Annotated in this window: 22 protein-coding genes and 1 riboswitch; of the genes, 6 read left to right on the top strand and 16 right to left on the bottom strand. The window is 51.5% G+C overall.

The window, feature by feature from the left end:
- Positions 1 to 14: 14 nt before the first annotated feature.
- The 3 genes from ADINL_RS07050 to ADINL_RS07040 form a co-directional block, all read right to left on the bottom strand.
- Complete coding sequence (locus tag ADINL_RS07050) at positions 15 to 1,520, bottom strand: fumarate hydratase (protein WP_036545278.1); 1,506 nt, start codon at positions 1,518 to 1,520, stop codon at positions 15 to 17.
- Between the two features lie 125 nt (positions 1,521 to 1,645).
- The gene (locus ADINL_RS07045; protein ID WP_036545276.1) at positions 1,646 to 3,322 is read right to left on the bottom strand and encodes a methyl-accepting chemotaxis protein; all 1,677 of its coding nucleotides are present in this window, start codon (positions 3,320 to 3,322) and stop codon (positions 1,646 to 1,648) included.
- 125 nt (positions 3,323 to 3,447) lie between these two features.
- Positions 3,448 to 4,341, bottom strand: a complete 894-nt coding sequence (locus ADINL_RS07040) for a cation diffusion facilitator family transporter (RefSeq protein WP_036545273.1) — start codon at positions 4,339 to 4,341, stop codon at positions 3,448 to 3,450.
- 151 nt (positions 4,342 to 4,492) lie between these two features.
- On the opposite strand from ADINL_RS07040, the gene ADINL_RS07035 reads away from it, so the two are divergent.
- Positions 4,493 to 5,377, top strand: a complete 885-nt coding sequence (locus tag ADINL_RS07035) for a LysR family transcriptional regulator (protein ID WP_036545270.1) — start codon at positions 4,493 to 4,495, stop codon at positions 5,375 to 5,377.
- A gap of 32 nt (positions 5,378 to 5,409) precedes the next feature.
- On the opposite strand, the gene ADINL_RS07030 is transcribed toward ADINL_RS07035, so the two are convergent.
- The 6 genes from ADINL_RS07030 to ADINL_RS07005 all read right to left on the bottom strand — a co-directional run bounded on the left by ADINL_RS07030 (position 5,410) and on the right by ADINL_RS07005 (position 11,357).
- Positions 5,410 to 6,276, bottom strand: coding sequence for a prenyltransferase (locus tag ADINL_RS07030; RefSeq protein ID WP_036545267.1), 867 nt, complete (start codon positions 6,274 to 6,276; stop codon positions 5,410 to 5,412).
- A 6-nt stretch (positions 6,277 to 6,282) separates the two neighbouring features.
- On the bottom strand, positions 6,283 to 7,617 hold the full coding sequence (gene trhP, locus ADINL_RS07025; protein WP_036545264.1) for a prephenate-dependent tRNA uridine(34) hydroxylase TrhP: 1,335 nt from the start codon (positions 7,615 to 7,617) through the stop codon (positions 6,283 to 6,285).
- A 67-nt stretch (positions 7,618 to 7,684) separates the two neighbouring features.
- Positions 7,685 to 8,614, bottom strand: a complete 930-nt coding sequence (locus tag ADINL_RS07020) for a coiled-coil domain-containing protein (RefSeq protein WP_152547624.1) — start codon at positions 8,612 to 8,614, stop codon at positions 7,685 to 7,687.
- A 130-nt stretch (positions 8,615 to 8,744) separates the two neighbouring features.
- On the bottom strand, positions 8,745 to 10,388 hold the full coding sequence (gene groL / locus ADINL_RS07015; RefSeq protein ID WP_036545257.1) for a chaperonin GroEL: 1,644 nt from the start codon (positions 10,386 to 10,388) through the stop codon (positions 8,745 to 8,747).
- Positions 10,389 to 10,452: 64 nt separating this feature from the next.
- On the bottom strand, positions 10,453 to 10,746 hold the full coding sequence (locus tag ADINL_RS07010; protein ID WP_036545255.1) for a co-chaperone GroES: 294 nt from the start codon (positions 10,744 to 10,746) through the stop codon (positions 10,453 to 10,455).
- Positions 10,747 to 10,877: 131 nt separating this feature from the next.
- The gene (locus ADINL_RS07005; RefSeq protein WP_036545252.1) at positions 10,878 to 11,357 is read right to left on the bottom strand and encodes an FxsA family protein; all 480 of its coding nucleotides are present in this window, start codon (positions 11,355 to 11,357) and stop codon (positions 10,878 to 10,880) included.
- 207 nt (positions 11,358 to 11,564) lie between these two features.
- Between ADINL_RS07005 and ADINL_RS07000 the strand changes: the two genes are divergently transcribed.
- Positions 11,565 to 12,326, top strand: coding sequence for an SDR family oxidoreductase (locus tag ADINL_RS07000; protein ID WP_036545249.1), 762 nt, complete (start codon positions 11,565 to 11,567; stop codon positions 12,324 to 12,326).
- Positions 12,327 to 12,378: 52 nt separating this feature from the next.
- On the opposite strand, the gene ADINL_RS06995 is transcribed toward ADINL_RS07000, so the two are convergent.
- Positions 12,379 to 12,861 carry a YajQ family cyclic di-GMP-binding protein gene (locus ADINL_RS06995; RefSeq protein WP_036545246.1) on the bottom strand — a complete coding sequence of 161 codons (483 nt, stop codon included), beginning with the start codon at positions 12,859 to 12,861 and terminating at the stop codon, positions 12,379 to 12,381.
- A 38-nt stretch (positions 12,862 to 12,899) separates the two neighbouring features.
- Between ADINL_RS06995 and ADINL_RS06990 the strand changes: the two genes are divergently transcribed.
- Both ADINL_RS06990 and ppk2 read left to right on the top strand, forming a co-directional pair.
- Positions 12,900 to 13,814: a ketopantoate reductase family protein gene (locus tag ADINL_RS06990; protein WP_036545243.1), complete on the top strand. Its 915-nt coding sequence runs from the start codon at positions 12,900 to 12,902 to the stop codon at positions 13,812 to 13,814.
- A gap of 32 nt (positions 13,815 to 13,846) precedes the next feature.
- Complete coding sequence (ppk2, locus tag ADINL_RS06985; protein WP_036545240.1) at positions 13,847 to 14,635, top strand: polyphosphate kinase 2; 789 nt, start codon at positions 13,847 to 13,849, stop codon at positions 14,633 to 14,635.
- On the opposite strand, the gene ADINL_RS06980 is transcribed toward ppk2, so the two are convergent.
- The 6 genes from ADINL_RS06980 to ADINL_RS06955 all read right to left on the bottom strand — a co-directional run bounded on the left by ADINL_RS06980 (position 14,632) and on the right by ADINL_RS06955 (position 19,399).
- Positions 14,632 to 15,192 (bottom strand): hypothetical protein, encoded by a 561-nt coding sequence (locus ADINL_RS06980; RefSeq protein ID WP_036545237.1) that lies wholly within the window; start codon positions 15,190 to 15,192, stop codon positions 14,632 to 14,634. The two genes, ppk2 and ADINL_RS06980, sit on opposite strands and share 4 nt — an antisense overlap.
- Before the next feature lie 5 nt (positions 15,193 to 15,197).
- Entirely contained in the window at positions 15,198 to 15,929 is a 732-nt protein-coding gene (locus tag ADINL_RS06975; RefSeq protein ID WP_036545234.1) for an ABC transporter ATP-binding protein, read from the bottom strand.
- The gene (locus ADINL_RS06970; RefSeq protein ID WP_051632629.1) at positions 15,920 to 16,873 is read right to left on the bottom strand and encodes a FecCD family ABC transporter permease; all 954 of its coding nucleotides are present in this window, start codon (positions 16,871 to 16,873) and stop codon (positions 15,920 to 15,922) included. Before ADINL_RS06970 ends, ADINL_RS06975 begins: the two co-directional genes overlap by 10 nt.
- A gap of 20 nt (positions 16,874 to 16,893) precedes the next feature.
- The gene (locus tag ADINL_RS06965; RefSeq protein ID WP_051632617.1) at positions 16,894 to 17,706 is read right to left on the bottom strand and encodes an ABC transporter substrate-binding protein; all 813 of its coding nucleotides are present in this window, start codon (positions 17,704 to 17,706) and stop codon (positions 16,894 to 16,896) included.
- A 65-nt stretch (positions 17,707 to 17,771) separates the two neighbouring features.
- On the bottom strand, positions 17,772 to 18,383 hold the full coding sequence (locus ADINL_RS06960; protein WP_036545228.1) for a hypothetical protein: 612 nt from the start codon (positions 18,381 to 18,383) through the stop codon (positions 17,772 to 17,774).
- A 2-nt stretch (positions 18,384 to 18,385) separates the two neighbouring features.
- Entirely contained in the window at positions 18,386 to 19,399 is a 1,014-nt protein-coding gene (locus ADINL_RS06955; RefSeq protein ID WP_036545225.1) for a hypothetical protein, read from the bottom strand.
- A gap of 259 nt (positions 19,400 to 19,658) precedes the next feature.
- Positions 19,659 to 19,853, top strand: a riboswitch (cobalamin riboswitch).
- A gap of 118 nt (positions 19,854 to 19,971) precedes the next feature.
- Here ADINL_RS06955 and ADINL_RS06950 point away from each other — a divergent pair.
- Complete coding sequence (locus ADINL_RS06950) at positions 19,972 to 21,810, top strand: TonB-dependent receptor domain-containing protein (RefSeq protein WP_036545223.1); 1,839 nt, start codon at positions 19,972 to 19,974, stop codon at positions 21,808 to 21,810.
- Positions 21,811 to 21,991: 181 nt separating this feature from the next.
- The gene (locus ADINL_RS06945) at positions 21,992 to 22,564 is read left to right on the top strand and encodes a cob(I)yrinic acid a,c-diamide adenosyltransferase (protein WP_036545221.1); all 573 of its coding nucleotides are present in this window, start codon (positions 21,992 to 21,994) and stop codon (positions 22,562 to 22,564) included.
- Positions 22,565 to 22,635 lie beyond the last annotated feature (71 nt).

The following is a 22,635-nucleotide window of genomic DNA, read 5'->3' as shown; positions in this document are numbered from 1 at the left end:
TTAAGAGGAGTGAGTTATGCGCTCTTGGCGATAATTTCTTTCCACTTGGCAGGACCTGTAGTGTGTACGGACTCCCCACGAACATCGACAGCCACTGTTACCGGCATATCTTTGACTTCAAATTCGTAAATTGCTTCCATACCCAGTTCAGGGAATGCCAAAACCTGCGCATTCGTGATCGCCTTGGAAACCAGGTAAGCAGCACCACCGACAGCCATCAGATAAACAGCCTTGTTATCCTTGATCGCTTCAATCGCAATCGGGCCACGCTCGGATTTACCAATCATCCCCAGCAGTCCCGTGGTTTCAAGAATCTGACGTGTGAACTTGTCCATACGAGTAGAGGTTGTCGGACCTGCAGGCCCAACCACTTCATCACGGACGGGATCAACCGGCCCTACGTAGTAAATAAAGCGCCCTTTGAGATCTACGGGGAGTGACTCGCCATTATTGAGCATCTCCACCATTTTCTTGTGCGCTGCGTCACGACCGGTCAGCATCTTGCCATTCAGCAGCACGGTTTCACCGACCTGCCACTCAGCCACTTCTTCCGGTGTAATCTCATCCAGATTTACGCGACGGGTGTTGCTGCCCACCTCAAATGTCACTTCAGGCCAGTCTTCCAGACTCGGCGGCGTCAATACAGCAGGACCAGATCCGTCCAGCGTAAAGTGCGCATGACGGGTAGCGGCACAGTTCGGAATCATGCAAACCGGCAAAGACGCTGCATGGGTAGGATAATCCTTGATTTTGATATCCAGCACGGTGGTCAAACCACCTAGACCCTGCGCACCAATACCCAGTGCGTTGACCTTGTCCATAATTTCCAGACGCAGTTCCTCGACACGGTTCTGCGGACCACGCTCACGAATTTCATGAATATCGATCGGATCCATCAGCGACTCTTTTGCCATCACCGCAGCTTTCTCCGCAGTACCACCGATACCGATGCCCAGCATACCTGGTGGACACCAGCCAGCACCCATGGTCGGAACGGTTTTGACAATCCAGTCCACAATACTGTCAGACGGATTCAGCATCGCCATTTTGGATTTATTTTCTGAACCGCCGCCCTTGGCGGCAACATGTACTTCAACCTCATCACCCTCAACGATCTCGTAATGGATCACTGCGGGAGTATTATCCTTGGTGTTCTGACGCTTGCCTGCCGGATCGGCTAGGATGGAAGCACGCAACACATTGTCAGGATGCAGGTAAGCGCGACGCACCCCTTCATTGACCATATCCGTGACGCTCATTTTGGCGTCCCACTGCACATTCATACCCACCTTGAGAAAGACTGTCACGATGCCTGTATCCTGACAGATCGGACGCTTGCCCTCGGCACACATACGGGAGTTGATCAGGATCTGAGCCATGGCATCCTTGGCAGCAGGGTTTTCTTCCCGCAGATACGCCTCATGCACCGCTTTGACAAAATCGATCGGGTGATAATAGGAGATAAACTGCAGCGCATCGGCGATGCTGCTGATGAAATCGTCTTGGCGAATTACGCTCATGGGGGACTCTCTCCGGTCAGTCTTTTTTCAATGAATTGACAGGCGTGTGCGGGCCTTAGCCCGCACAGCAAAAGAGGCATTATACCTGAAAAGCTGAGCAAATCGCGTCAGGTTTTAGTCGTAGATCAGCTCACCCGGAACTGCTGTACATGCTGCTGCAGAGATGCAGACAGACGCGCCAGCTCCTGACTGGCAGAGGTCACCTGAGAAGCAGCGGTCGCCGTTTCATCAATCGCCTGAGTGATATTGGAAATATTCTGGTTGATCTCCTCGGCAACTGATGACTGCTCTTCAGCTGCCGTCGCGATCTGCGCATTCATATCATTAATCGCCGCCACGGAAGCACTGATCATTTTCAGAGCCTCTCCGGCATTGTTGGCCTGCTCAACCGTCTGCAACCCTTTCTGCTTACCCTGTTCCATCTGTTGTGCAGCAGAAGATGAGCTATCCTGGACCCGGTTAATGCGCGCCTGAATATCACCGGTAGATGCCTGCGTACGACTCGCCAGAGAACGCACCTCATCTGCCACTACGGCAAAGCCCCGTCCCTGGTCGCCAGCGCGCGCTGCCTCAATCGCCGCGTTCAATGCCAACAGATTGGTCTGTTCTGCAATTTCCTGAATCACATTCAAGACTGAACCAATCTCTTCACTGTCACGCACCAGCTGATTCATGCTGGCTGCAGATTTTTCAATTTCACTTGCCAACTGATTAATGACCTTGACGACATCCGTCACTACCTTCATACCGTTATCGGTTTCACCATGTGCCGTCTGTGCAGCTCCCGAAGCAGCGGCCGCATTTTTGGCAACATCCATCACCGTTGCTGCCATCTCATTCATGGCTGTTGCGACCTGGGTAATCTCGGCCTGTTGCAGCTGCACCTGTGCATTGGTCTGACTGCTTGAAGCTGACAGCTCTTCAGCCGCGGCAGACACCTGGGTAGAGGCATCCGAAATTTGCTTCATCAGGTTCTTCAAAGTGGCCACCATCTGGGCGAATGCTGCCAGCAAACTGTCAGATGGTGCCTTGGAAGTATCTATCCGTACCGTCAGGTCACCATCGGCTACCTGACGCACCACTTGTTGCACATAAGCGGGTTCACCGCCCAGTTGCCCCATTACCTGACGGGTAATCAAAAAGCCTGCCGCCAACGCGATCACAAAACCAATAATTACAGAAACTATTGTGATCATGGCCGAATTTTCTGCCTGTGCTATTGCTGCAGATACAGTTTCGTTTGAAATTTCCAAGTTACGGTTGATTAGCTCATCCAGAAGCTGATTCATGGCACTGGAAACAGGGATTAAAGCTTGAAAATGCTGTTCGAACTCACGAAATGCCACATCGTAACTCAGGGCATTACCAGCCTGGCTCATGGTAACAACGGCTCTGTCCATCCGATTTGCAGCTTCCCGCCAGCTGTTGATGGCAGTTCTCAAGCGCTGATATAAAGCCTCACCCTCTTGGGTTCTCGGAATATCGGTATAACGGGATAAAACTGCATCAAACCGTTTCCAGGAGGCCTCTCGTTCAGCAAGTAGAGCCGACAAATCTCTTCCGGCCGATTGTGCCCACTCTTCAAAACGCAACATGCTCAAAGTCTGGGCACGAATCATCAAACGCTCTTCATTCATTTTAGCTAACAGATCGACTGCAGGCAGGCGAACCTGTCCCAGGTTAGCGATATCTGCTTTCATGCGTGACCCCGCAGAGATGCTCAGCAGCCCTACCAGCAACAAAATGATGGCGACAACGGCAAATCCACCTGACAGCAATACTTTCAACTGCAAATTTCGCATACACAACACTCCTAAGGGATATCCCTAACTTAGACAGACTGAATATTAGCATAACCCAGCATGTTGTTAAGAATAATAGACAATTTGCCTAATATCGCCAGAGAGATTGTCATGCTACCGACACATCAAACCTTAACTGAAACAGCCCACTTGGGATAAAACAAAATCTGTGCCTTGACCTCCAGTGGAAAATTTCTGAAAAGCAGGTCTACTTGATGTTGCAAACCGTCCATCTCTTCCACCCGCTCAACTGCGACCGTCACCTCCAGAATCAGGTAGCTGCCAACCTTGGCCATTTTGCATTGTGATGCGTGAATACCCAGTTCAGAAAGCGCCCGATACACGCGTTTGCGCATCTCGGGTTCAGGCGAAATCATCATAATCTCGCGCACGCCCTGTAACGTCATTCTGACCGGGACAGCCATAAAATAGACAGATGCCAAGACCACCAGCAACGGGTCAGCATATAACGCCCAGTGTGCATACCCGGTTCCGGATACTCCCCAGGCAATCAGAAAACCCATAAATACAGCGCCACTGAGCAGGCTATCCATGCACCACTGACGGGTTTCAGCTTCGACCAGAGCAGACTGATGGATACGATTACTGTGCTGCAGATAACGCCAGGTCAGCACACAGCTGATCACACTGAACAAGGCAAATCCGAGAGCCATATCTGCCATGACTTCCCGACCACCGGTCATCAGCGCATTCAGCGCACTGAACAGAGAAATCAGACATACCAGCAAAATCACCAACCCCTTTATTGCGATTGCCAGGGGCTCTGCCAGAATGCGTCCAAAGTTAAAATGATTGTTCGCAGGTGACTCGGCCCAGCGTAACGCCTGTACAGAGAGCAAGGATAACGCCAGGCTGACAAAGGAATAGGCACCGTCAAACAGAATGGCCATAGAACCGGTCCAAACGCCCCAGCCAATGCCGGCAACGGCAAAAAAACCTGAGACACCTGCTGAAAAAATCAGCGTTGACCTTTCAGAGCCAACCTTAAGGGAAAACATGATAACCTCTACAAAAACTGTCAATCCGTTTATTTATGGATCCAAACGATCAGATCCAATAGAATTTTATCGACTAACATAAAAGTGACAGAGTCGCTAAGCGACAAAAATATCGTCTCTTGGCAGACATAACTTGAGGCTGGACCCTACCATGCGACCTTCACAGGCTGAGGCCTTTCTGGCAGTACTGGAGTCAGGTTCGATTATCGATGCGGCACGCCATTTGAATCGCAGCCGCACCACCATCAGTGCCGCCATCAGCGCACTGGAAGATGACTTGAATGCCGAACTTTTCGAGCGCTCCGGCAAGGCGGTACGTGCAACAGATCTGGCCTGGGCCATTCAGCCAGACTGCATGCGCTTGATACAAACCTATCGTCAAATCCAGGCACGCTGCGAGCTGGAGCGTGGCGGCATTGAAACCACATTGCGCCTGGCCCGTGATGATGCATTACCTGAAGCTGTCTGGCTGGAAGCCATGCATGCCTTGAAGCAGCGTTTTCCGCTCACCGGCATTTCGGTGTACCTGGCACCACCCCAGGAGCTGCCTGCACTGGTGTCCTCCCAAACAGTGGATATTGCCTATGGCCTGGACCTGAACAAGCACACGGATCATCGGATCACCATGACACCACTGTCAGGGCTGCGCATGATCATGGTTGCCAGTGTACAGCATCCACTGTCGAAGCTACCTGAAGTGAAGCCGGATGACCTGATCACCCACACCCAGGTGACACTGGCATTTGTGGATTCAGATGAACAATTGGTGCCGGACATTCTGAACAGCAGTAATTATCTGGCACTGACACAGTATGAACTGATTCGCGACGCAGTGATGAAGAATGCAGGCTGGGCCTGGCTGCCACAGCCGCTTGCAGATCCGGCCATTCAAGCAGGACACCTCAAGCCGCTCAAGACAGCCCAGGCATTACTGTGGCAAACCTTCAGCAGTTTCCACTTCAGTAACGAAAGTAAAGGGCAAGTCACACTCAGGCTGGAGGAAATATTGGCAAAGTATCTGACCCAATTTAGCTAAAGAGGTCAACCAAGGGAGAGACTACCCTTTTACTAAAGCACTAACAAAATGCAGAAAAGTGTGCCAAACCCGAGCAATAGTCGCGCGGTAGCAGGCGTCAGGGCCACTCGCTCCGGAGCTGATACCTGCAGCAAGCGGCAGGGCTTAATGGCCAGCAGCAAGACACCAGCCAAAGGCCAGATCAGACTCAGATATCCCAGACTTCTGAGCAGCAAGGTCAAGAGCAGCGCAGCACCTAACAGGGCCCAATATAAATACACTGCCTGTTGATAACCGATACGGACAGTGAGTGTACCTATCCCCTCTGCCAAATCGCGTTCATAATCACGCAGTTCATTACTCAACAACAGCAGAGACACCAGACAACTGACAGGCAAGGAGATCCACACAATAGTCCAGTCAAATGGCGCACCGGCGGCCAGGTAACTGCCACAGATCATCAGCACACCCATCAGCCAGAACACCAGCAGTACACCCAGGCCTCGGTTTTTATACTGTATCGGTGCCAGCGTATAGCCAAGCGCACCCAGCAGCCCCAACAGACTGATCCATAACAGCACCAACCCTGCCACAGAGATCAGATAGAGACCTATGACTGCCGCCAGCATAAAGCACAACAGACCGGCTCTGAAGTTAAAACGAATAGACTGGCGTGCCCGGTCCTGCATAGCATCAGTTGATGTCAGCAGCGGCAGATCAGCATAATCATTGATCAGATTGACGCCTGCCTGCAACAATACGCCCGCCATCAGAATCAACGCCACATTCAGCGGCTGCCAGTATCCCTCTGCATACGCAGCGACCACCCCTACCAGGCAGGCAATAACAGCCACCGGAAAAGAGAACGGGCGCAAGGCCCGAGAGAAACGATATTTATCCAGAGACGTTGCGCTCAGCAAACCGGGTCAGCTCCGTGGCGGGGCATTGGGCAGATCACGCATCAGCAAGGCATAGGTCATGTCAGTATCGAAATCCAGCGGAATACTGACACGATGCCCGGAGCCGGGAGCTACCTCAATACGCGACCCTTTACGATCCAGCAACTCTTCCAGACGGAAACGCTTATTTCCGGCTGGAGTCATCAACTCCAGAGTATCACCGGCTTCAAAACGGTTTTTGACATCAATTTGCAGCATCCCTGTATCAGCATTGTGCTCCAGCACTTCGCCCACAAACTGCTGATGCACACCGATCGAGTTACCGGTTTCATAGTTCTGGTATTCATCATGAACATGGCGACGATAAAAACCTTCGGTGTAACCACGGTTCGCCAGATTCTCCAGCACATCCATCAATTCCATATTGAACGGCTTGCCGGCAACGGCATCATCAATGGCCTGACGATAGGCCTGAGCAGTACGCGCCACATAGTAATGTGACTTGGTACGCCCTTCAATTTTCAACGAATCGACACCCATGGCCGCCAGGCGATGCACGTGCTGAATGGCGCGCAGGTCCTTGGAGTTCATGATGTAAGTGCCATGCTCATCCTCAAACGCCGGCATGTAATCATCCGGGCGCGAAGCTTCCTGCAACAGCACGATTTTATCCGTTGGCTCGCCAGTACCCAGTGCCGGATCGAAACTCTGTACCGGTACAATATCACCGGATTCATTCTGTACCGCCTCATGCGCATCATACTTCCAGCGGCAAGCATTGGTGCAGGTACCCTGATTCGGATCTCGATGATTGATATAGCCAGACAACAGGCAACGTCCGGAATAGGCAATGCACAGTGAACCATGAACAAAAACTTCCAGTTCCATTTCCGGACAACGCTGGCGAATCTCTTCCACCTCTTCCAGCGACAGTTCACGCGACAGAATGACTCGCTCGATTCCAGCCTGGTGCCAGAACTTCACGGCGGCCCAGTTCATGGTATTGGATTGTACCGACAGATGGATCGGCAGATCAGGAAAGCGCTCTTTCACCATCATGATCAGCCCGGGATCCGACATGATCAGTGCATCCGGGCCCATCTCCACGACCGGAACGATGTCATCCATATAGGTTCGGAGTTTGGAGTTATGCGGCAGTATATTACTGGCAACAAAGAACTTTTTACCCAGACGGTGGGCAATTTCGATGCCTTCTGCCAGGTTCTGGTAGTTAAAGTCGTTGTTACGCACCCGCAGGCTGTAACGCGGCTGCCCTGCATAGACAGCGTCAGCACCATAGGCAAACGCATATTTCATGTTCTTTAACGTCCCTGCCGGGGACAATAATTCTGGTTGTCGCATGGTCACTCTACTCCGAAAACAAGCGCGCCATTGTGCCGATTTTGCGCCACAATGGCAATCCGACTGCTCAGTTAAGCATCAACTGTAAACGACTGACTTGTTCACGAAGTTGCAGTAAATCCCGGTTAATCAACTGACGGGCATTATTAATGGCACGAATATCTTCCTGCAATTCAGCCATCCCTATCTCAATAACGGCCAACTCTGAGGCAGGGGCACCGGCTTCCGGTACTGAACGCGAAAGCGCTTCCAGCTCGGATTGCAATCGCTGCACCTGACTGGACAACGCTGACTCCAGCGACTGTGACTGACGCTGTGCCTGAGCCACTCGTTCAGTCAGCTGCGTTACCGCCTGCTGCTGCTGCTGCTGCTGTGTCTGCAGGCGTTCCAGTCTCTGTGTCAAACCACCCACCTGTTCGGTAAACGCATCGCCACTGACACTGGCCTCACGCTGCGCCAGCTCCTGCTTCACAGCGGCCAACTGGTCACTCAACTGTTTAACGCTGCCTTGCAGGGCTTCCACCTCAGACTGATACTGCTGCAACGCCGTTGTTGATGCACGCTGCTCAAGCTGTTGCTGTAACGCCTGACGTTGACGCGATTCTTCTTCCACGCGGGTTTTCAACTGAGCCAACTCAGCAGTCAAGGCCTGTTGTGCAGCCTGCTGCTCCGACTGTACCCGACTTACCTCATCCTGAAGCGATGTTTCTGATGCAGCCTGTGTTTCCAGGCCGATATTCAGCCCGGATTCCAGATGCTGCAGACGCTGCTCCGCAGTTGCCAGTGCCTGACGCTGCTCCAGCAGCAACCACCCCATTCCGCCCAGCGCCAGCACCAGAATCAGTAACACCAGATTCAGCAAAATGCCGCTGCCTGCTGGCCTGGCCTGTACAACCTCATAATGATCATCCAGGTCATCATCCTGATTCTGCAATGGATTACGCACACTCTCCCGTATGCTGTCCGGATTGAATCTTGGCTCCAGTTTGTCACTCATGGTCTGTTAACCCAACACTGTTAATCAATAGGCTATATAACACAAAAACCCCGTTGTCTGTCAGCTTACCTCAGGGCACGGCTGGCAAACAACGGGGTTCAGGTCAGTCAGGGACTGGCCGGATGATGTCTTACATCATGCCGCCCATGCCACCCATACCACCCATGCCGCCCATATCCGGCATTGCTGGCTTGTCTTCTGGCAGATCAGCAACCATGGCTTCAGTCGTGATCATCAGACCCGCAATAGAAGCCGCCGCCTGCAGTGCAGAACGAGTTACTTTAGCTGGATCGATGATACCCATTTCCATCATGTCGCCATACTGATCATTGGCAGCGTTGAAGCCGAATGAACCGTTGCCTTCACGGATTTTGGATACCACAACAGAACCTTCACCACCGGCGTTGGCAACGATCTGGCGCAGCGGAGCTTCCAGTGCACGGAAAGCCAGTTCAATACCGATTGTCTGGTCGTGGTTTTCACCTTCCAGCTTGCCAATGTTGTCCAGTGCACGGATCAGCGCAACACCGCCGCCCGGTACAACACCTTCTTCAACAGCAGCACGTGTTGCATGCAGTGCATCGTCGACACGGGCTTTCTTCTCTTTCATTTCAACTTCGGTACCGCCACCGACTTTGATGACAGCAACACCGCCAGCCAGCTTGGCAACACGCTCCTGCAGTTTTTCGCGGTCATAATCAGAAGAAGTTTCTTCGATCTGTACACGAATCTGCTGAACACGCGCTTCGATTTCAGCCTGTGAACCAGCACCATCAACGATAGTGGTGTTTTCTTTAGTGATGTTCACGCGCTTGGCCTGACCCAGGTGTTCCAGACCTGCCTGCTCCAGGCTCAGACCGATCTCTTCAGAGATGACCTGACCACCGGTCAGTACAGCGATATCCTGCAGCATGGCCTTACGACGATCACCAAAGCCAGGTGCTTTAACAGCAGCAACCTTGACGATACCACGCATATTGTTCACAACCAGAGTCGCCAGCGCTTCGCCCTCAACATCTTCAGAGATGATCAGCAGCGGACGTGAAGACTTGGCAACCTGTTCCAGAACAGGCAGCAGCTCACGGATGTTGGATACTTTTTTGTCTACCAGCAGGATGAACGGATCTTCCAGTTCAGCAGACATGTTTTCCTGGTTGTTGATGAAGTATGGAGACAGGTAGCCACGATCAAACTGCATACCCTCAACCACATCCAGCTCGTTTTCAAAGCCGGAGCCTTCTTCAACGGTGATCACGCCTTCTTTACCAACTTTTTCCATGGCTTCAGCGATGATGCGACCGATTTCAGAATCAGAGTTGGCAGAAATCGTACCTACCTGAGCAATGGCTTTGTAGTCAGTACAAGGTACAGACATTTTAGCCAGCTCTTCAACAACTGCAGCAGCAGCCTTGTCGATACCGCGCTTCAGGTCCATCGGGTTCATGCCAGCAGCAACAGACTTCAGACCTTCATTGACAATAGCCTGAGCCAGAACAGTTGCAGTTGTTGTACCGTCACCGGCAACATCGTTAGCCTTGGAAGCAACTTCCTTGACCATCTGAGCGCCCATGTTTTCAAACTTGTCTTTCAGCTCGATCTCTTTCGCAACGGAAACACCGTCTTTGGTGATGGTAGGTGCGCCGAAAGACTTCTCCAGAACCACATTACGGCCTTTAGGTCCCAGGGTGGTTTTTACAGCATCGGCCAGAATATTTACACCAGCCAGCATGCGCTGACGGGCATCATTTCCAAAACGTACGTCTTTAGCAGCCATTTCTTATAAATCCTGTTCAATTAGTCTGTTACAGATAAATTCGTTGATCGCAAAGGCGACTGATTCAGCCTTCGATCACCGCAAAAATTTCGCTTTCCTGCATGATCATCAGCTCTTCGCCATCCACTTTGACAACATTGGAGCCGGCATACTGACCAAACAGAACCTTGTCACCCACTTTGACAGAAGGTACCTGAACTTCACCGCTATTCAAGGTGCGGCCAGGGCCGACAGCAACAACTTCACCACGGTTAGGTTTTTCAGCAGCGGAACCCGGCAGAACGATACCGCCTGCAGTGGTTTTTTCCTCTTCGCTGCGACGTACAACGACACGGTCGTGAAGTGGACGAATATTCATCTGGTTTTTCTCCTGGTATCTAGGAACAGATTGATCAAGTTAATTACATCGGCCCCATCAGCGGGTTCCGACGCCTGTCCCGTATGTGGGGTGGGTACAACAGGATTTCAACATCCGGCATGAAAAAAAATTCAATCTTTGCGTGTGTACTCACCATCAATGACATCACCCTCTCGCGACGGCCGATGTACATGATCCTGGTGAGACTGAAAACCATCGGCAGGATCACCGCCGGGCATGCCGCCCTGACGCATGGCAATGACCGTAAAGCGCTGACTGAGAATACTGACCAACGCTCGACGGGTGTAGGGAATCAGACAACAAAACCCGATCACATCGGTCACAAACCCGGGGGTTACCAATAATGCACCACCAACCGCCAGGACAATACCTTCGCCCATTTCGCGACCCGGAATTTCACCCTGCTCCATCCGCTGGCGGGCACGCATCAGGGTGCCCAGACTCTGTATCCGCAACATATTGACACCAATAAATGCAGATAAAAGCACCAACCCAACGGTATACCAGACACCGATCCACTGACCTACATTGATCAACAGGGTGATTTCAATGATCGGCACAATAATGAAGAGTAAAAAGATAATTGGCATAACAATCCTCTCTGATTAGCCGATCATGGGATCACATTCGCACAATACACGCAAGATATCGCTCAATTGCATCTTTTCATAATAAGGGTTTTCCCTTATTCTACATGCATCAGTTACGCTTATTTTTTTATAACGGAATATTTGTTGCACTGCAGTATATTGCAGCGCACAATAGAAAACGATCAACAAACAACAAGGTATTAACGTATGGATCTGAAGGATAAAGTAGTCGTCGTCACTGGCGGCGGACGCGGCCTGGGTCGTGCCATGGCACTGGAACTGGCGGCTAAAGGCGCCAAGCTGGCACTGGCTGATTTGAATCAACAGGATCTCGATGACACGATTGCACTGTGTCAGGAACTCGGTACGGAAGCCCGTGGTTACATCTGCAACGTTGCCGTTGAAGCAGATGTTGAAAAACTCTTTAATGATGTTGTTGCCGACTTCGGAAGCCTTCATGGTCTGGTCAATAATGCCGGCATCACCCGTGACGGCCTGTTCATCAAAGTCAAAGATGGCCAGGTGGTCAGCAAGATGAGCATGGATCAGTGGAATCTGGTGATGGATGTCAACCTGACCGGTACTTTCCTGTGTGGTCGTGAAGCAGCCATCAAAATGATTGAGCTGGGCGTACCTGGCTGCATCATCAACATTTCATCTGTTTCACGTTCAGGCAATATGGGGCAGACCAACTACACCGCTACCAAAGCAGGTGTACAAGCCATGGCGGTGACCTGGGCGAAAGAGCTGTCTCGTTATGGTATCCGTGCTGCCTCTATCGCTCCGGGCTACATTGGCACCGAAATGGTGATGAGCATGAAGCCGGAAGCACTGGAGAAGATTGCAGCAGGCATCCCGGCCAAACGTTTGGGCAAGCCTGAAGAAATTGCATCAACAGTCAGCTTTATTCTGGAAAATGACTATGTGAATGGTCGTTGCTTCGAAGTGGATGGCGGTCTGCGCATCTGATCTTTGAAGGCCGGGGTGCAGAAGCTGTCTGCATCTCCGGCCAGTATCAGACTCAATCGCGAAAGTTATTGTATTGCAGTGGCAACTCAACATCCGACTCACGTAACAGCGCCATCACATCCTGCAAATCATCACGCTTTTTACCCGTTACGCGCACTTTCTCACCCTGAATCTGACTCTGCACTTTCAGCTTGCTGTCTTTGATCAACTTGGTAATTTTCTTGCACAGCACCTGATCCAGCCCCTGACGCAATAACACCTGCTGTTTGGCTTTTACACCACTCAGATCAGGCTTCTTGACCTCCATACAACGAATATCAATCTTGCGAGCGGTCAGCTTGCCACGCAAAATCTCCAGCATTTGCTGTAACTGAAAGTCCACTTCTGCCACCATGGTGACCGTATCATCCTGGAGTTCGTACTCTGCCTTAACCCCCTTGAAGTCATAACGGCTCTGCAACTCCCGGTTCGCCTGATCGACCGCATTGGTCACCTCATGCGAATCCAGTTCGGAAACGATGTCAAATGAAGGCATACTATAACTCCTGTGATTTTTAACGGATAAGGCTTGACATGATATGGCACATTCTGGGCGCGGGCGCGATTGGCAGCCTGTTCGCAATACGCTTGCAGCAAGCAGGCTCAACCGTGCAACTTTTACTTCGCCAGCCACAAACTGAAGACTATTATCAACTGCATCTGCACAAGGGTAAAGACACACAGGCATATCTGCTGCCCTGGCAACCTGTAACGCAGGCAACCGCTATCAGCCACTTGCTGATAGCAACCAAAGCACCGGATACCCTGACAGCACTGGACAGCCTTGCTTCACGCGTTCAACCCAATGCCGATATTGTGTTACTCCAGAATGGCATGGGTCAACATGAAGCCGTATGCCGGGCGTTTCCCCAGGCGCGCATCTGGGCAGCCGTGACCACCGCCGGTGTCTGGAGACCCGATGCCAACACCTTGATTCAGGTATCCGAAGGGCATACTGAAATCGGTCCACTGCAAAATACGCCGACCAACATGCCAAAGGGCTGGAACACAATGACGCCGCCCCCTGCTGAAACAGCCGATATTTACCTCAGCCTGTGGCGCAAACTGGCAATCAACTGTGCGATCAATCCACTGACGGCACGCTATCGGTGTCGCAATGGCGAACTCGTCTCTGATCCGCAACGGCGGGCAGTACTGCTCCAGTTGTGTCATGAAATCGAACAGGTCACCCAGGCACTGGGGCTGTCACTCTTCGACACGTCACTGGCAGATCGCGTAGTTCACATCGCCGAACAGACTGCACAAAACCGCTCATCCATGCTGACCGATCTGCTGAATCAGCGCCCGACCGAAATCGATTATATTACCGGCTACCTGTGCCAACAGGCTCAGCAGCTCAACATCCACCTGCCCCTGAATGAACAGTTACTGACGGAAATCAAACAGCTTTCAGTTCAGACTCATCGTGCTAAACTGGGGGAAAACTGAACTGACTTAAACACACCTGGCTGGCCTGACAGATGACCGATGCACTGAATGAAATCACCTATCCCTACGATGACAAACTGAAGCGCAAGCCCTATGAGCAAGAGAAGCGCGCTTTACAGATTGAACTGCTGAAAGTGCAAAGCTGGATGCGTGAAACCGGACAACGCATTGTCATCGTGTTTGAAGGACGTGATGCTGCAGGCAAGGGTGGCACCATCAAGCGCTTTATGGAGCACCTCAACCCACGGCATGCCCGCATAATTGCACTGGAGAAACCATCTGATGTAGAGCGCGGACAGTGGTATTTTCAACGCTATGTCAAACAGCTCCCAACCACCGGTGAAATGACACTTTTCGATCGCTCCTGGTATAACCGCGCAGGCGTCGAGCGCGTGATGGGCTTTTGCTCGCCATCAGAATATCTGGAGTTCATGCGTCAGACCCCCGAGCTGGAGAAAATGTTTGTCCGCAGCGGTATACGTTTATTCAAGCTCTGGTTCGAGGTCAGCCGTGACGAACAGTTCCGGCGTTTCCAGTCACGCCGCCTGGACCCGGTCAAACAGTGGAAACTGTCACCCATCGACCTGGCATCACTGGATAAATGGGATGCCTATACGGATGCCAAAAACGCCATGTTCCGCCACACAGACACGCCGGAAGCACCCTGGACAGTGATTCTGTCAGATGACAAAAAACGAGCCAGGCTTAATGCCATGCGCCATATTTTAAGCCAACTCCCCTACCCGGACCGGGACCCGGATACCGACATTACCCCTGACCCGAAAATCTGCATACCGGCACGTAAACTGATGGTCAATTAAGGCGCTTTAGGTGACGTTGAACGCGGCAACGCATAACTTTTACTGACAAACGCTGGCTCTGCAACACCCCGTCGCTGATTGACAACCTGTGTCAACACAAAGCACAGGTTGCAACACAGATTGAGAAACCGGGGCAATATCTCCGGAACCGATGTGCCTGCGTCATCCAGGCGCACCAGCGCTCGAATCGCTTTTTTACTGACCGAACGCGCCTGATGCAGTTCATTGACCGGAGAGGTACCACGAGGCAAGACAAATCCCTGTACCCGCTCTGCCACCTCAGCCTTGTAATGATGCAAACAGCTCTTCACCGCTTGCAGATCAGCTTCCGTCAACGCCAGACGCCCTCGCACAGAACCGTTGGCATGAAATGCCAGCGGCTGTAATACCGCCAGATCTTTGGCAATATCTGCCATCTGATCCGGCATCGCTGAACAGGCCATACCGAGCAGCGTACACAGCTCATCGGTCAAGACTTCGTAGTCACACAGTGGTGAGTTTTCATGTATAAACGGGTAGCAAAGCTCATCCAGATCTTTCGACGGCTTAAAAGGCATGGCGTTTATCCTATTACCGAAACAACCGGGGGCGTAGCCGCCAGATCAAGCTGCACCTGCACCTGATAGACAGCCAACAGATTTTCCCGGGTTAACACCTCTGCTGGCGAGCCCAGTGCAAAGACTTCACCCTGATGCAGCAGGCAAAGACGATCACAATAGCGTGCAGCCATCGACAAATCATGCATGGACAGCATAACCGAACGTTCCCCCTGAGCATAATCACGCAACAACGTCAGGATATGGCACTGATAATACAGGTCAAGGCTGGCCAGTGGTTCATCAGCCAACAACACCCGGGGCTCACCGGCCAGTACACGCGCCAACCAGACTCTGGCCTGCTCACCACCGGAGAGCTGATCAACCGGATGATCCAGCCATTGATTGACGCCGGTCATCCGCGCTGCCTGAGACACTTTTTCCGGGCAGTCATCCCGCCAGGGCAAACGACCCAGACGAATAATATCACCAACACTCAACGACCAGGCGCTCTGGCAACGCTGCGGTAACAGCCCCATCAAGCGCGCACGCTGCTCACCGGAATAGTCTGACAAAGCGGCATCCAGTAAACGAATCTCCCCAGTATAAGACTCCACACCTGCGAAACAGTGCAACAGAGAAGTCTTACCGGCACCATTGGGACCAATCAAGCCCAACACCTCACCAGGCTGCAGATCCAGGTTCACACGCGCCAGGCGGTGCGCCAGCGACACGTCGGTCATTTTAATCACAGCCATCGACGACGCTCCTTCCAGACCAGCCAGATAAACAGCGGCGCTCCCAACAACGACGTCAGCACACCCAACTTCAGCTCTGGACCAGGTGGCAAGAGTCGAATGAGTATATCCGCCAGACACACCAGCGTTGCACCGGCCAGGGCTGATGGCAGCAGTACCCGATCAGGCCGATTCCCCACCCAGGGACGTACCAGATGAGGAACAATCAATCCGACGAAGCCGATAGCGCCTGCCACCGAGACAGCGGTTCCAACCAGAATCGCGGCTCCCAGCACGACCAGACGGCTGCCCGTACGACTGGACAGCCCCAGGCTGTCAGCCACCTGCTCACCTAAACTTAAACCCAGCAACAAACGCCGCTGGCTCAATATAAGACCGCCTCCGACCAGCAAGGCTGGCAACAATAGCAGCAAATGCTCCAGGCCTCGTTCAGATACAGAGCCCAGGAGCCAGAACACCAGTTCCTGCATGGCATAAGGATTCGGCGCAAAATTGAGTACAGCCGCCAGCAGCGCTCCGGTCAGTGTGGAAATCGCCAACCCGGCCATAATCACCATACTCTGGCGTGCACTGCCCGCCAAAAACAACATTAGCAGCATGGCCAGGCCTGCGCCCAACAGTCCTGCCATGGCAGGTGCCGCCCCGCCTGCGACTGGAAACAGCCCTAAATAGAACACAGCTGCCGCACCCAGCGCAGCACCCTGACTGGCCCCCGTCAATCCTGGATCCGCCAGGGGGTTGCGCAGCAGTCCTTGCAATGCTGCACCACTTAACCCCAACGCAGCCCCGACCGTCAACGCCAGCAATGTACGTGGCAAACGTATATCGCCCACGACAATAGCATCAACCGTTTCCAGTCCTCTCAGCCATTCAACCAGGCCTGCCAGTACCGCGACCTGAGTCGATCCAGTGTGCAGGGAGATCACAGCAGTACCTAGTAACATCAACCCTAAAACCACATGAATCAATCGAGAGCCTCCCGTGCCTGCTTTAGCTGTTCAATCAGTTCCCAGGTCCAGGGACCCGGACACTGCCAACGCCAATAATCCGTGGTTAACCAACGCGCAACCGGAATACGCTGCAGCAACGCCGGATGCTCAGCAAAACGATTTGCCAACGCAGCACTGCCGGGTGCAGCCCACAGCAGCGCATCAGGTGGATCGTTAACCAACTGCTCAAGATCCAGACGCAAATACCCCGACTCCGTCAGATAGTTCTGCCATCCCGCCTGCACCAGTATTTGATCTTCAAAAGTTCCACGCCCCGTCCCTATACCGTTCGCACCCAGCAACAGTAATCTGGGTGCACCCGGCTCAGCTGCCAGCAAAACTGGTGTTAGACTCGACTGCGCCTTCGGCAGCCCAAGCAAAGCCAGCAACTGCTGCTCATAATCCACCACTTCAGCCAGTGAGCGTGGCAATTGCACCACCTGAACAGGCAGACCCAGACGCTGAAGTCGGCTACGCAGCATCGGTGCGTTGTACTCACCCACCAATACCAGATCAGGCTGCAAACTGAAAATCTGTTCCAGCGAACCGTCATGCACCGGCCAGTCCACAGGCTGGATCGGCAAGGGGTAACGTTGATACAGAGGCGATAACGCGGCCACAGATGTACTGTTGAGGTGGTACACCAGCATCCAGTCCATGCACAGATCCAGAGAGACAATTCGCTGAGCAACCGGCAAACGTGCCTCTGCACTGGCAGTAAAAGCCTGTACCAACAGCAGACAGCAGTACAGCCAGCGCCAGTGTGTCCGAGGGTTTGTTTGCTTCATCTACTGTTCTTCGTGTCATCCGTAAGGGCTTGCAGGATAACGGAAACACACAATGACTTCATCACTCATGGATCCATAGAGTCCACTGTCTGCTCAGCCTGAGTTCTCTGATCCCGATGTTTATTCAGTAAGTAAAGACGAGCCTCTTCAAGAATCAGTTGATTATTTTTGCCTTGTTGAAGCATAATTTGCTGTAATTTATTGTCGTAGCAGTCTTCTTTTTCTAACACAAAAGAACCACGCAGACGATCTTTGTGTCTTAGACTATCACAGTAATAAAAGCCTTTTTGTGTGATTTGGTACTTGGTCAGAAAGTGTCCTGCATAAGTTAATGGAAGTATTAGGAAGACAAGGGCTATCAGTGGAGTTATCAATAATTTATTGAGTTTAGCCGAAACAGGTTTCCCATCCCATTCAAGAGCTTTAAAAAGAGTTTCTTTGATAGTATGTAGTGTTAAAAAAAATAGTCCGACCCCAACAAACAAGCCCCCATAATGTATGGTATTAATTACAAATAATGGCTCTAATAAGCTTGCAGATTCAAAATATGTGTTAACCAATTTTAGAGAAGAAAATACACTCCATAAAGCTAACAAAGAAGAGCCAATAATAATAACCATTCCTTCAAGAACATACCTTAAAACTGATCGCCCCATAATTAATCGAGGTTCTTTCATCTTTAATAGAACCTCTGTATTGGGTTGATAAATGGGCGCACCGCTCGATTTATGTTGTCTCGAATGATGGTTTCGACTCTCTCAAAAGTCACATCTGCGGAACAGATCAAGACATCTTTTGCTCGATCACCTGTCTCAATGATAACACCGGATGGATTTGAGATTGCACCATAAACCTGAACATAGGTTTGCGCTATATCCTGTGCCATTTGTGTAGTCGCATCTTGGATGCTTTCATTGGAAATTAGAGATGCTCCATAACCTGCACTAAATCCAACAAATAACCCCCAGAGTTTTACAACAATGACCTGTGTTGCTCGTTTACCAGCGATGTACATTGCCGCGACACCTGCCAAAGCAGCCAATGCCGCTTTCATCAAATCAATCGATATATTTGAAACAAAGTGCGTCCAGATATAGGCATCATCAAAAACCCAGCGGATACCATGCGTGCCGCCTGAAATAATCAAGGTAATAAAAGTACTTTGTTTAATACCAATTTTTAACATTTCAGCAGGTACGGCGATCCCCAGTTGAATCATTAAAGGATTACTGGCTAGATAACGTGTTCCTTTTACCAAATTTCGAAGTCTCTGGTTGCCTGTAAATATGACATGGTAGCGTCCATTCCCGTGGGTAATTCGGTAGTCTCCCCATAAATTACCTGAACGTCTGAAATCGTCCATCATCACTTTCAATGCATGGCTTTCCATCGTAGCACTCAGGAATGTACCTGACTGATCCTGAACCAGCCTGTAGCCTGACGAGCCAAAGATCAGTTGCGGCAAAGACGGGCTGTTGGGCTCTAATTGAGTGAAGGCCTCAGCTATCTTTTCATTATTAAGACCTTGTCTACGCTTGGATTCAACCCAGACGGACAGCAGATGAGGGAGGTCCAATACAATCAAGGTATTGGCGTTGATGCGAAATTCTTCCATGAGTTGATTTTCGAGGCGCTGTTGAATAGAACGATGAAGCTGGCGTGATTGGGTGCAAGAGGAAAATGTTGAAGACATGGGGGTCAAACTCCTTATGACGATTTTCGAAGCTCAAAATCCTGCATGAGCTACCAATACAATGCTTTGGAAGCATAAAGGAAACAAAAGTTAATCGTCAACAATCAGTCAGATACTCTCTCTGTCAAAGTGTATCCAGACTTTTTTAAAAATAGATGACGATTTTCGTTAGAATCAGGTAGAATCTTGGGGTTTTGTGCTTAGAGTTTTCGTTACATCAAACTTCGTGACGAAGACACAAAGCCAAAATTTCAGCTTTATCGAACTTCTACACTCAGGTGCCTTGTGCCATGCACAGGGTTAAACGGGAAACAGGTGAAAGACCTGTGCTGCCCCCGCAACGGTAAGATGTTGTCACCGCTGATGCCACTGTACTTTCAAGTACGGGAAGGCGCGGTGAATCGCGCAATGCGCCGCATCAAGCCCGGATACCGGCCTGAGTGGGATCACTGTTGGTGTTGCGGAGGGCTTCACCCGGTCAAACATACAGACCTGTCTGCTGTTCAGACAGTCCTGTTCCTTTGGCTTTCCCTCCCTCATCACGCCCTGAATTAGCGTATGAGGATACAACCTTGAAACACTCCCGATTTAAATACCCCCTGCTGATATCGGCACTGACCGCAATCAGTACACCACTGCTGGCCAACCCGGTACAGCTGGATCCCTTGCAAGTCACTGTGACCACCCCTTTACGCATGGAACAACCACTCGCTGAATCCCTGGCAGCCACGACAGTGATCACCCGTGCCGATATCGAACGCCTGCAACCAGATTCAGTAGCGCAACTGCTGCGCGGCACAGCTGGCGTTGAATTTGCCAGCAATGGCGGCGCGGGTTCAGTCACCAGCCTGTTTATGCGCGGCACCAACTCCAACCACACGCTGGTACTGATTGATGGAGTGAAAATCAACAGCCCAACCGATGGTCGCGCCAGCTGGCAGTTTTTACCGGTTAGCCAAATTGAACGTATAGAAATTGTACGTGGTCCTCAATCCAGTGTCTGGGGTGCCGATGCCATAGGCGGGGTTGTGAATATCATCACCCGTCAAGCGACTGCATCTACCAACCAGGGAGAGATTCGTGTCGGTGCCGGCAATCAGAACACCCGTCTGATCGATGCCAGTTACGCAGCAGCCAGTGAAGCAACACGTTTTACCTCAGCACTGAACTATCGTGAAACCGATGGTTTCAATGCCAGACCTGCTGATACATCAGGTGAAAAGGACGGCTATGAGCACTACGGTCTTCGCTTACAGCTTGAGCACGACCTGAACGAGCGTAATACCCTGTCAGCAGGCTATTTGCGTAGCCAGGGTGATAACCAGTATGACAACTGCTCTGACGCCTCATGGAATACATCTGACGCGTGCAAGGAAGAGTTCACACTGCAAACACTGAGCCTGGGATGGACACATCAGCTCACCGAAGCCTGGCAGATTGATACGCTGTTACAAAGGATGGATGAGGACCGCAAAGACTTTTTTGAAGGTGAAGCCAATGGCCGAACGCAAACGCAGCGTGATCAGCTCGGGATCAAGGCGACACTCACCACAGACTCCTTCAATCTGGTCTCCGGATTTGATGCGCAAAAAGAGCGGATTTTGAAAGGGACAGGCTTCACACAGGATCGACGAGATATTTTCGGCATCTTTGCGCAAACCCAATATCAGTTGACTGATGACTGGACGCTGTCAGCCGGTTTACGCCACGATGATGATGAGTTTTTCGGCAACCAGACCACCGGAAATCTGGGACTGGATTGGCAGGTTAGCAATCAGCACAACCTGGGTGCCAGCATCTCTCAAGGCTACCGCGCGCCCAACCTGATGGAGCTTTATGGCCCTGCCAGTTGGGGAGCCAACCCGAATCTTCAACCTGAAAAATCGACGAACTACGAGCTTTACTGGCGTTACCAGCCTGGCACAGCGCTCCAAACAGAAGTACGCCTGTTCCAGAATGAAATTGATAACCTGATCGTGCTGGATGACTTCTGGGTAAATTACAATCTGGATGAAGCGCGTATCCGAGGTGCGGAGCTATCCGCTCGCTATACCTATCTGAACTGGCACCTGTCCACCTCTCTCACCCTGCAGAATCCTAAAGACAGAAGCAACAATGAGCTGCTCCCTCGCAGAGCCAGAGAGTCCGGACGTATTGATCTGGATTATCAGGTCACCCACTGGGGAGCCGGTTTTACAGTGGAAGGACAGGGCAAAAGGGCTAACTCAGCCTGGGATTCTCTTGAAATGGGTGGTTATGTGTTAGCACATACACGCGCCCACTGGCACCTGTCGCCTGACTGGACATTACGTGCCAAAATCGACAACCTGTTCGATAAGGATTATGAGCAGGCGATTGGCTACAACACCCCGGGACGCTACTTCGAAACCAGCCTGACTTATCGCTTTTAAAAGGCGATAGTGGTTTGACTTGCCTCTGACCTCTGCAAAGCCCACAGGGATGTGCTTATGGCGTGTCAGAGGCAAGGGGAACCTCGATCGACCTGACAGGCACGTTCCGTTAAGCAAGCTGATTGCCTAACACCACCCACTATGCTTCAATAAAATCAAATGTTTTAAAAGGCGAACTCAGATGTCAGACAGACTTGATCGTATCTACACTCGCAGTGGAGATAAAGGAACGACAGGGCTTGCCAACGGCAAGCGTATCCCAAAATCTCACCCACGCATTGAAACCCTTGGGGATGTAGACGAGCTGAACAGTCTGATTGGGCTGCTGATCGCCGAACTCGATCCGCCACATCCGCTAACAGCACTCCTGTCGCGCTTGCAGAACGATCTGTTTGACCTGGGAGGCGAGCTGGCTATTGCCGATCCGGGGTACACGGTCATCACGCTCGACAAAGTGACGCTACTGGAAAAACACCTGGATGAGTTGAACACCGCACTGCCACCCTTAAAGGAATTCATTCTGCCCGGCGGCAGCAAGGCAGCAGCTACTGCACATCTGGCGCGTTCAGTATGTCGGCGTGCGGAGCGGCGCATGGTCTCACTGGGTGGACTGGAACAGGAAACCATTAATCCAATGGGAGCCAGTTATTTGAATCGCCTGTCTGATCTGCTGTTTGTGGTTGCCCGGACACTGGCTCGCGAGCAGGGTGGTCAGGAAATTCATTGGCAACCTTCTCCGCAGGAAACGCTCTAAGACCAAGGGTGGGTTTTACAGCACACACCGAAACGGGATACTCTCAACGAAAACAGGTGAAAAGAGGACGC

It is taken from the genome of Nitrincola lacisaponensis, assembly GCF_000691225.1.
Taxonomy (GTDB): domain Bacteria; phylum Pseudomonadota; class Gammaproteobacteria; order Pseudomonadales; family Balneatricaceae; genus Nitrincola; species Nitrincola lacisaponensis.
Note: the sequence above shows the minus strand (reverse complement) of the source record. Positions and strands in the feature narration are given on the sequence as shown.

Bases quoted from the DNA above. Each gene is read 5' to 3' on its own strand.
- ppk2 (WP_036545240.1), top strand. From the start codon at position 13,847: ATGACCGATGCACTGAATGAAATCACCTATCCCTACGATGACAAACTG.
- ADINL_RS06970 (WP_051632629.1), bottom strand. From the start codon at position 16,873: ATGTTACTAGGTACTGCTGTGATCTCCCTGCACACTGGATCGACTCAG.
- ADINL_RS07010 (WP_036545255.1), bottom strand. From the start codon at position 10,746: ATGAATATTCGTCCACTTCACGACCGTGTCGTTGTACGTCGCAGCGAA.
- ADINL_RS06965 (WP_051632617.1), bottom strand. From the start codon at position 17,706: ATGAAGCAAACAAACCCTCGGACACACTGGCGCTGGCTGTACTGCTGT.
- ADINL_RS06995 (WP_036545246.1), bottom strand. From the start codon at position 12,861: ATGCCTTCATTTGACATCGTTTCCGAACTGGATTCGCATGAGGTGACC.
- ADINL_RS06990 (WP_036545243.1), top strand. From the start codon at position 12,900: ATGATATGGCACATTCTGGGCGCGGGCGCGATTGGCAGCCTGTTCGCA.
- ADINL_RS06980 (WP_036545237.1), bottom strand. From the start codon at position 15,192: ATGCCTTTTAAGCCGTCGAAAGATCTGGATGAGCTTTGCTACCCGTTT.
- groL (WP_036545257.1), bottom strand. From the start codon at position 10,388: ATGGCTGCTAAAGACGTACGTTTTGGAAATGATGCCCGTCAGCGCATG.
- ADINL_RS07040 (WP_036545273.1), bottom strand. From the start codon at position 4,341: ATGTTTTCCCTTAAGGTTGGCTCTGAAAGGTCAACGCTGATTTTTTCA.
- ADINL_RS07050 (WP_036545278.1), bottom strand. From the start codon at position 1,520: ATGAGCGTAATTCGCCAAGACGATTTCATCAGCAGCATCGCCGATGCG.
- ADINL_RS06955 (WP_036545225.1), bottom strand. From the start codon at position 19,399: ATGTCTTCAACATTTTCCTCTTGCACCCAATCACGCCAGCTTCATCGT.
- ADINL_RS06975 (WP_036545234.1), bottom strand. From the start codon at position 15,929: ATGGCTGTGATTAAAATGACCGACGTGTCGCTGGCGCACCGCCTGGCG.
- ADINL_RS06945 (WP_036545221.1), top strand. From the start codon at position 21,992: ATGTCAGACAGACTTGATCGTATCTACACTCGCAGTGGAGATAAAGGA.
- ADINL_RS07005 (WP_036545252.1), bottom strand. From the start codon at position 11,357: ATGCCAATTATCTTTTTACTCTTCATTATTGTGCCGATCATTGAAATC.
- ADINL_RS07020 (WP_152547624.1), bottom strand. From the start codon at position 8,614: ATGAGTGACAAACTGGAGCCAAGATTCAATCCGGACAGCATACGGGAG.
- ADINL_RS07045 (WP_036545276.1), bottom strand. From the start codon at position 3,322: ATGCGAAATTTGCAGTTGAAAGTATTGCTGTCAGGTGGATTTGCCGTT.
- trhP (WP_036545264.1), bottom strand. From the start codon at position 7,617: ATGCGACAACCAGAATTATTGTCCCCGGCAGGGACGTTAAAGAACATG.
- ADINL_RS06960 (WP_036545228.1), bottom strand. From the start codon at position 18,383: ATGAAAGAACCTCGATTAATTATGGGGCGATCAGTTTTAAGGTATGTT.
- ADINL_RS07000 (WP_036545249.1), top strand. From the start codon at position 11,565: ATGGATCTGAAGGATAAAGTAGTCGTCGTCACTGGCGGCGGACGCGGC.
- ADINL_RS07035 (WP_036545270.1), top strand. From the start codon at position 4,493: ATGCGACCTTCACAGGCTGAGGCCTTTCTGGCAGTACTGGAGTCAGGT.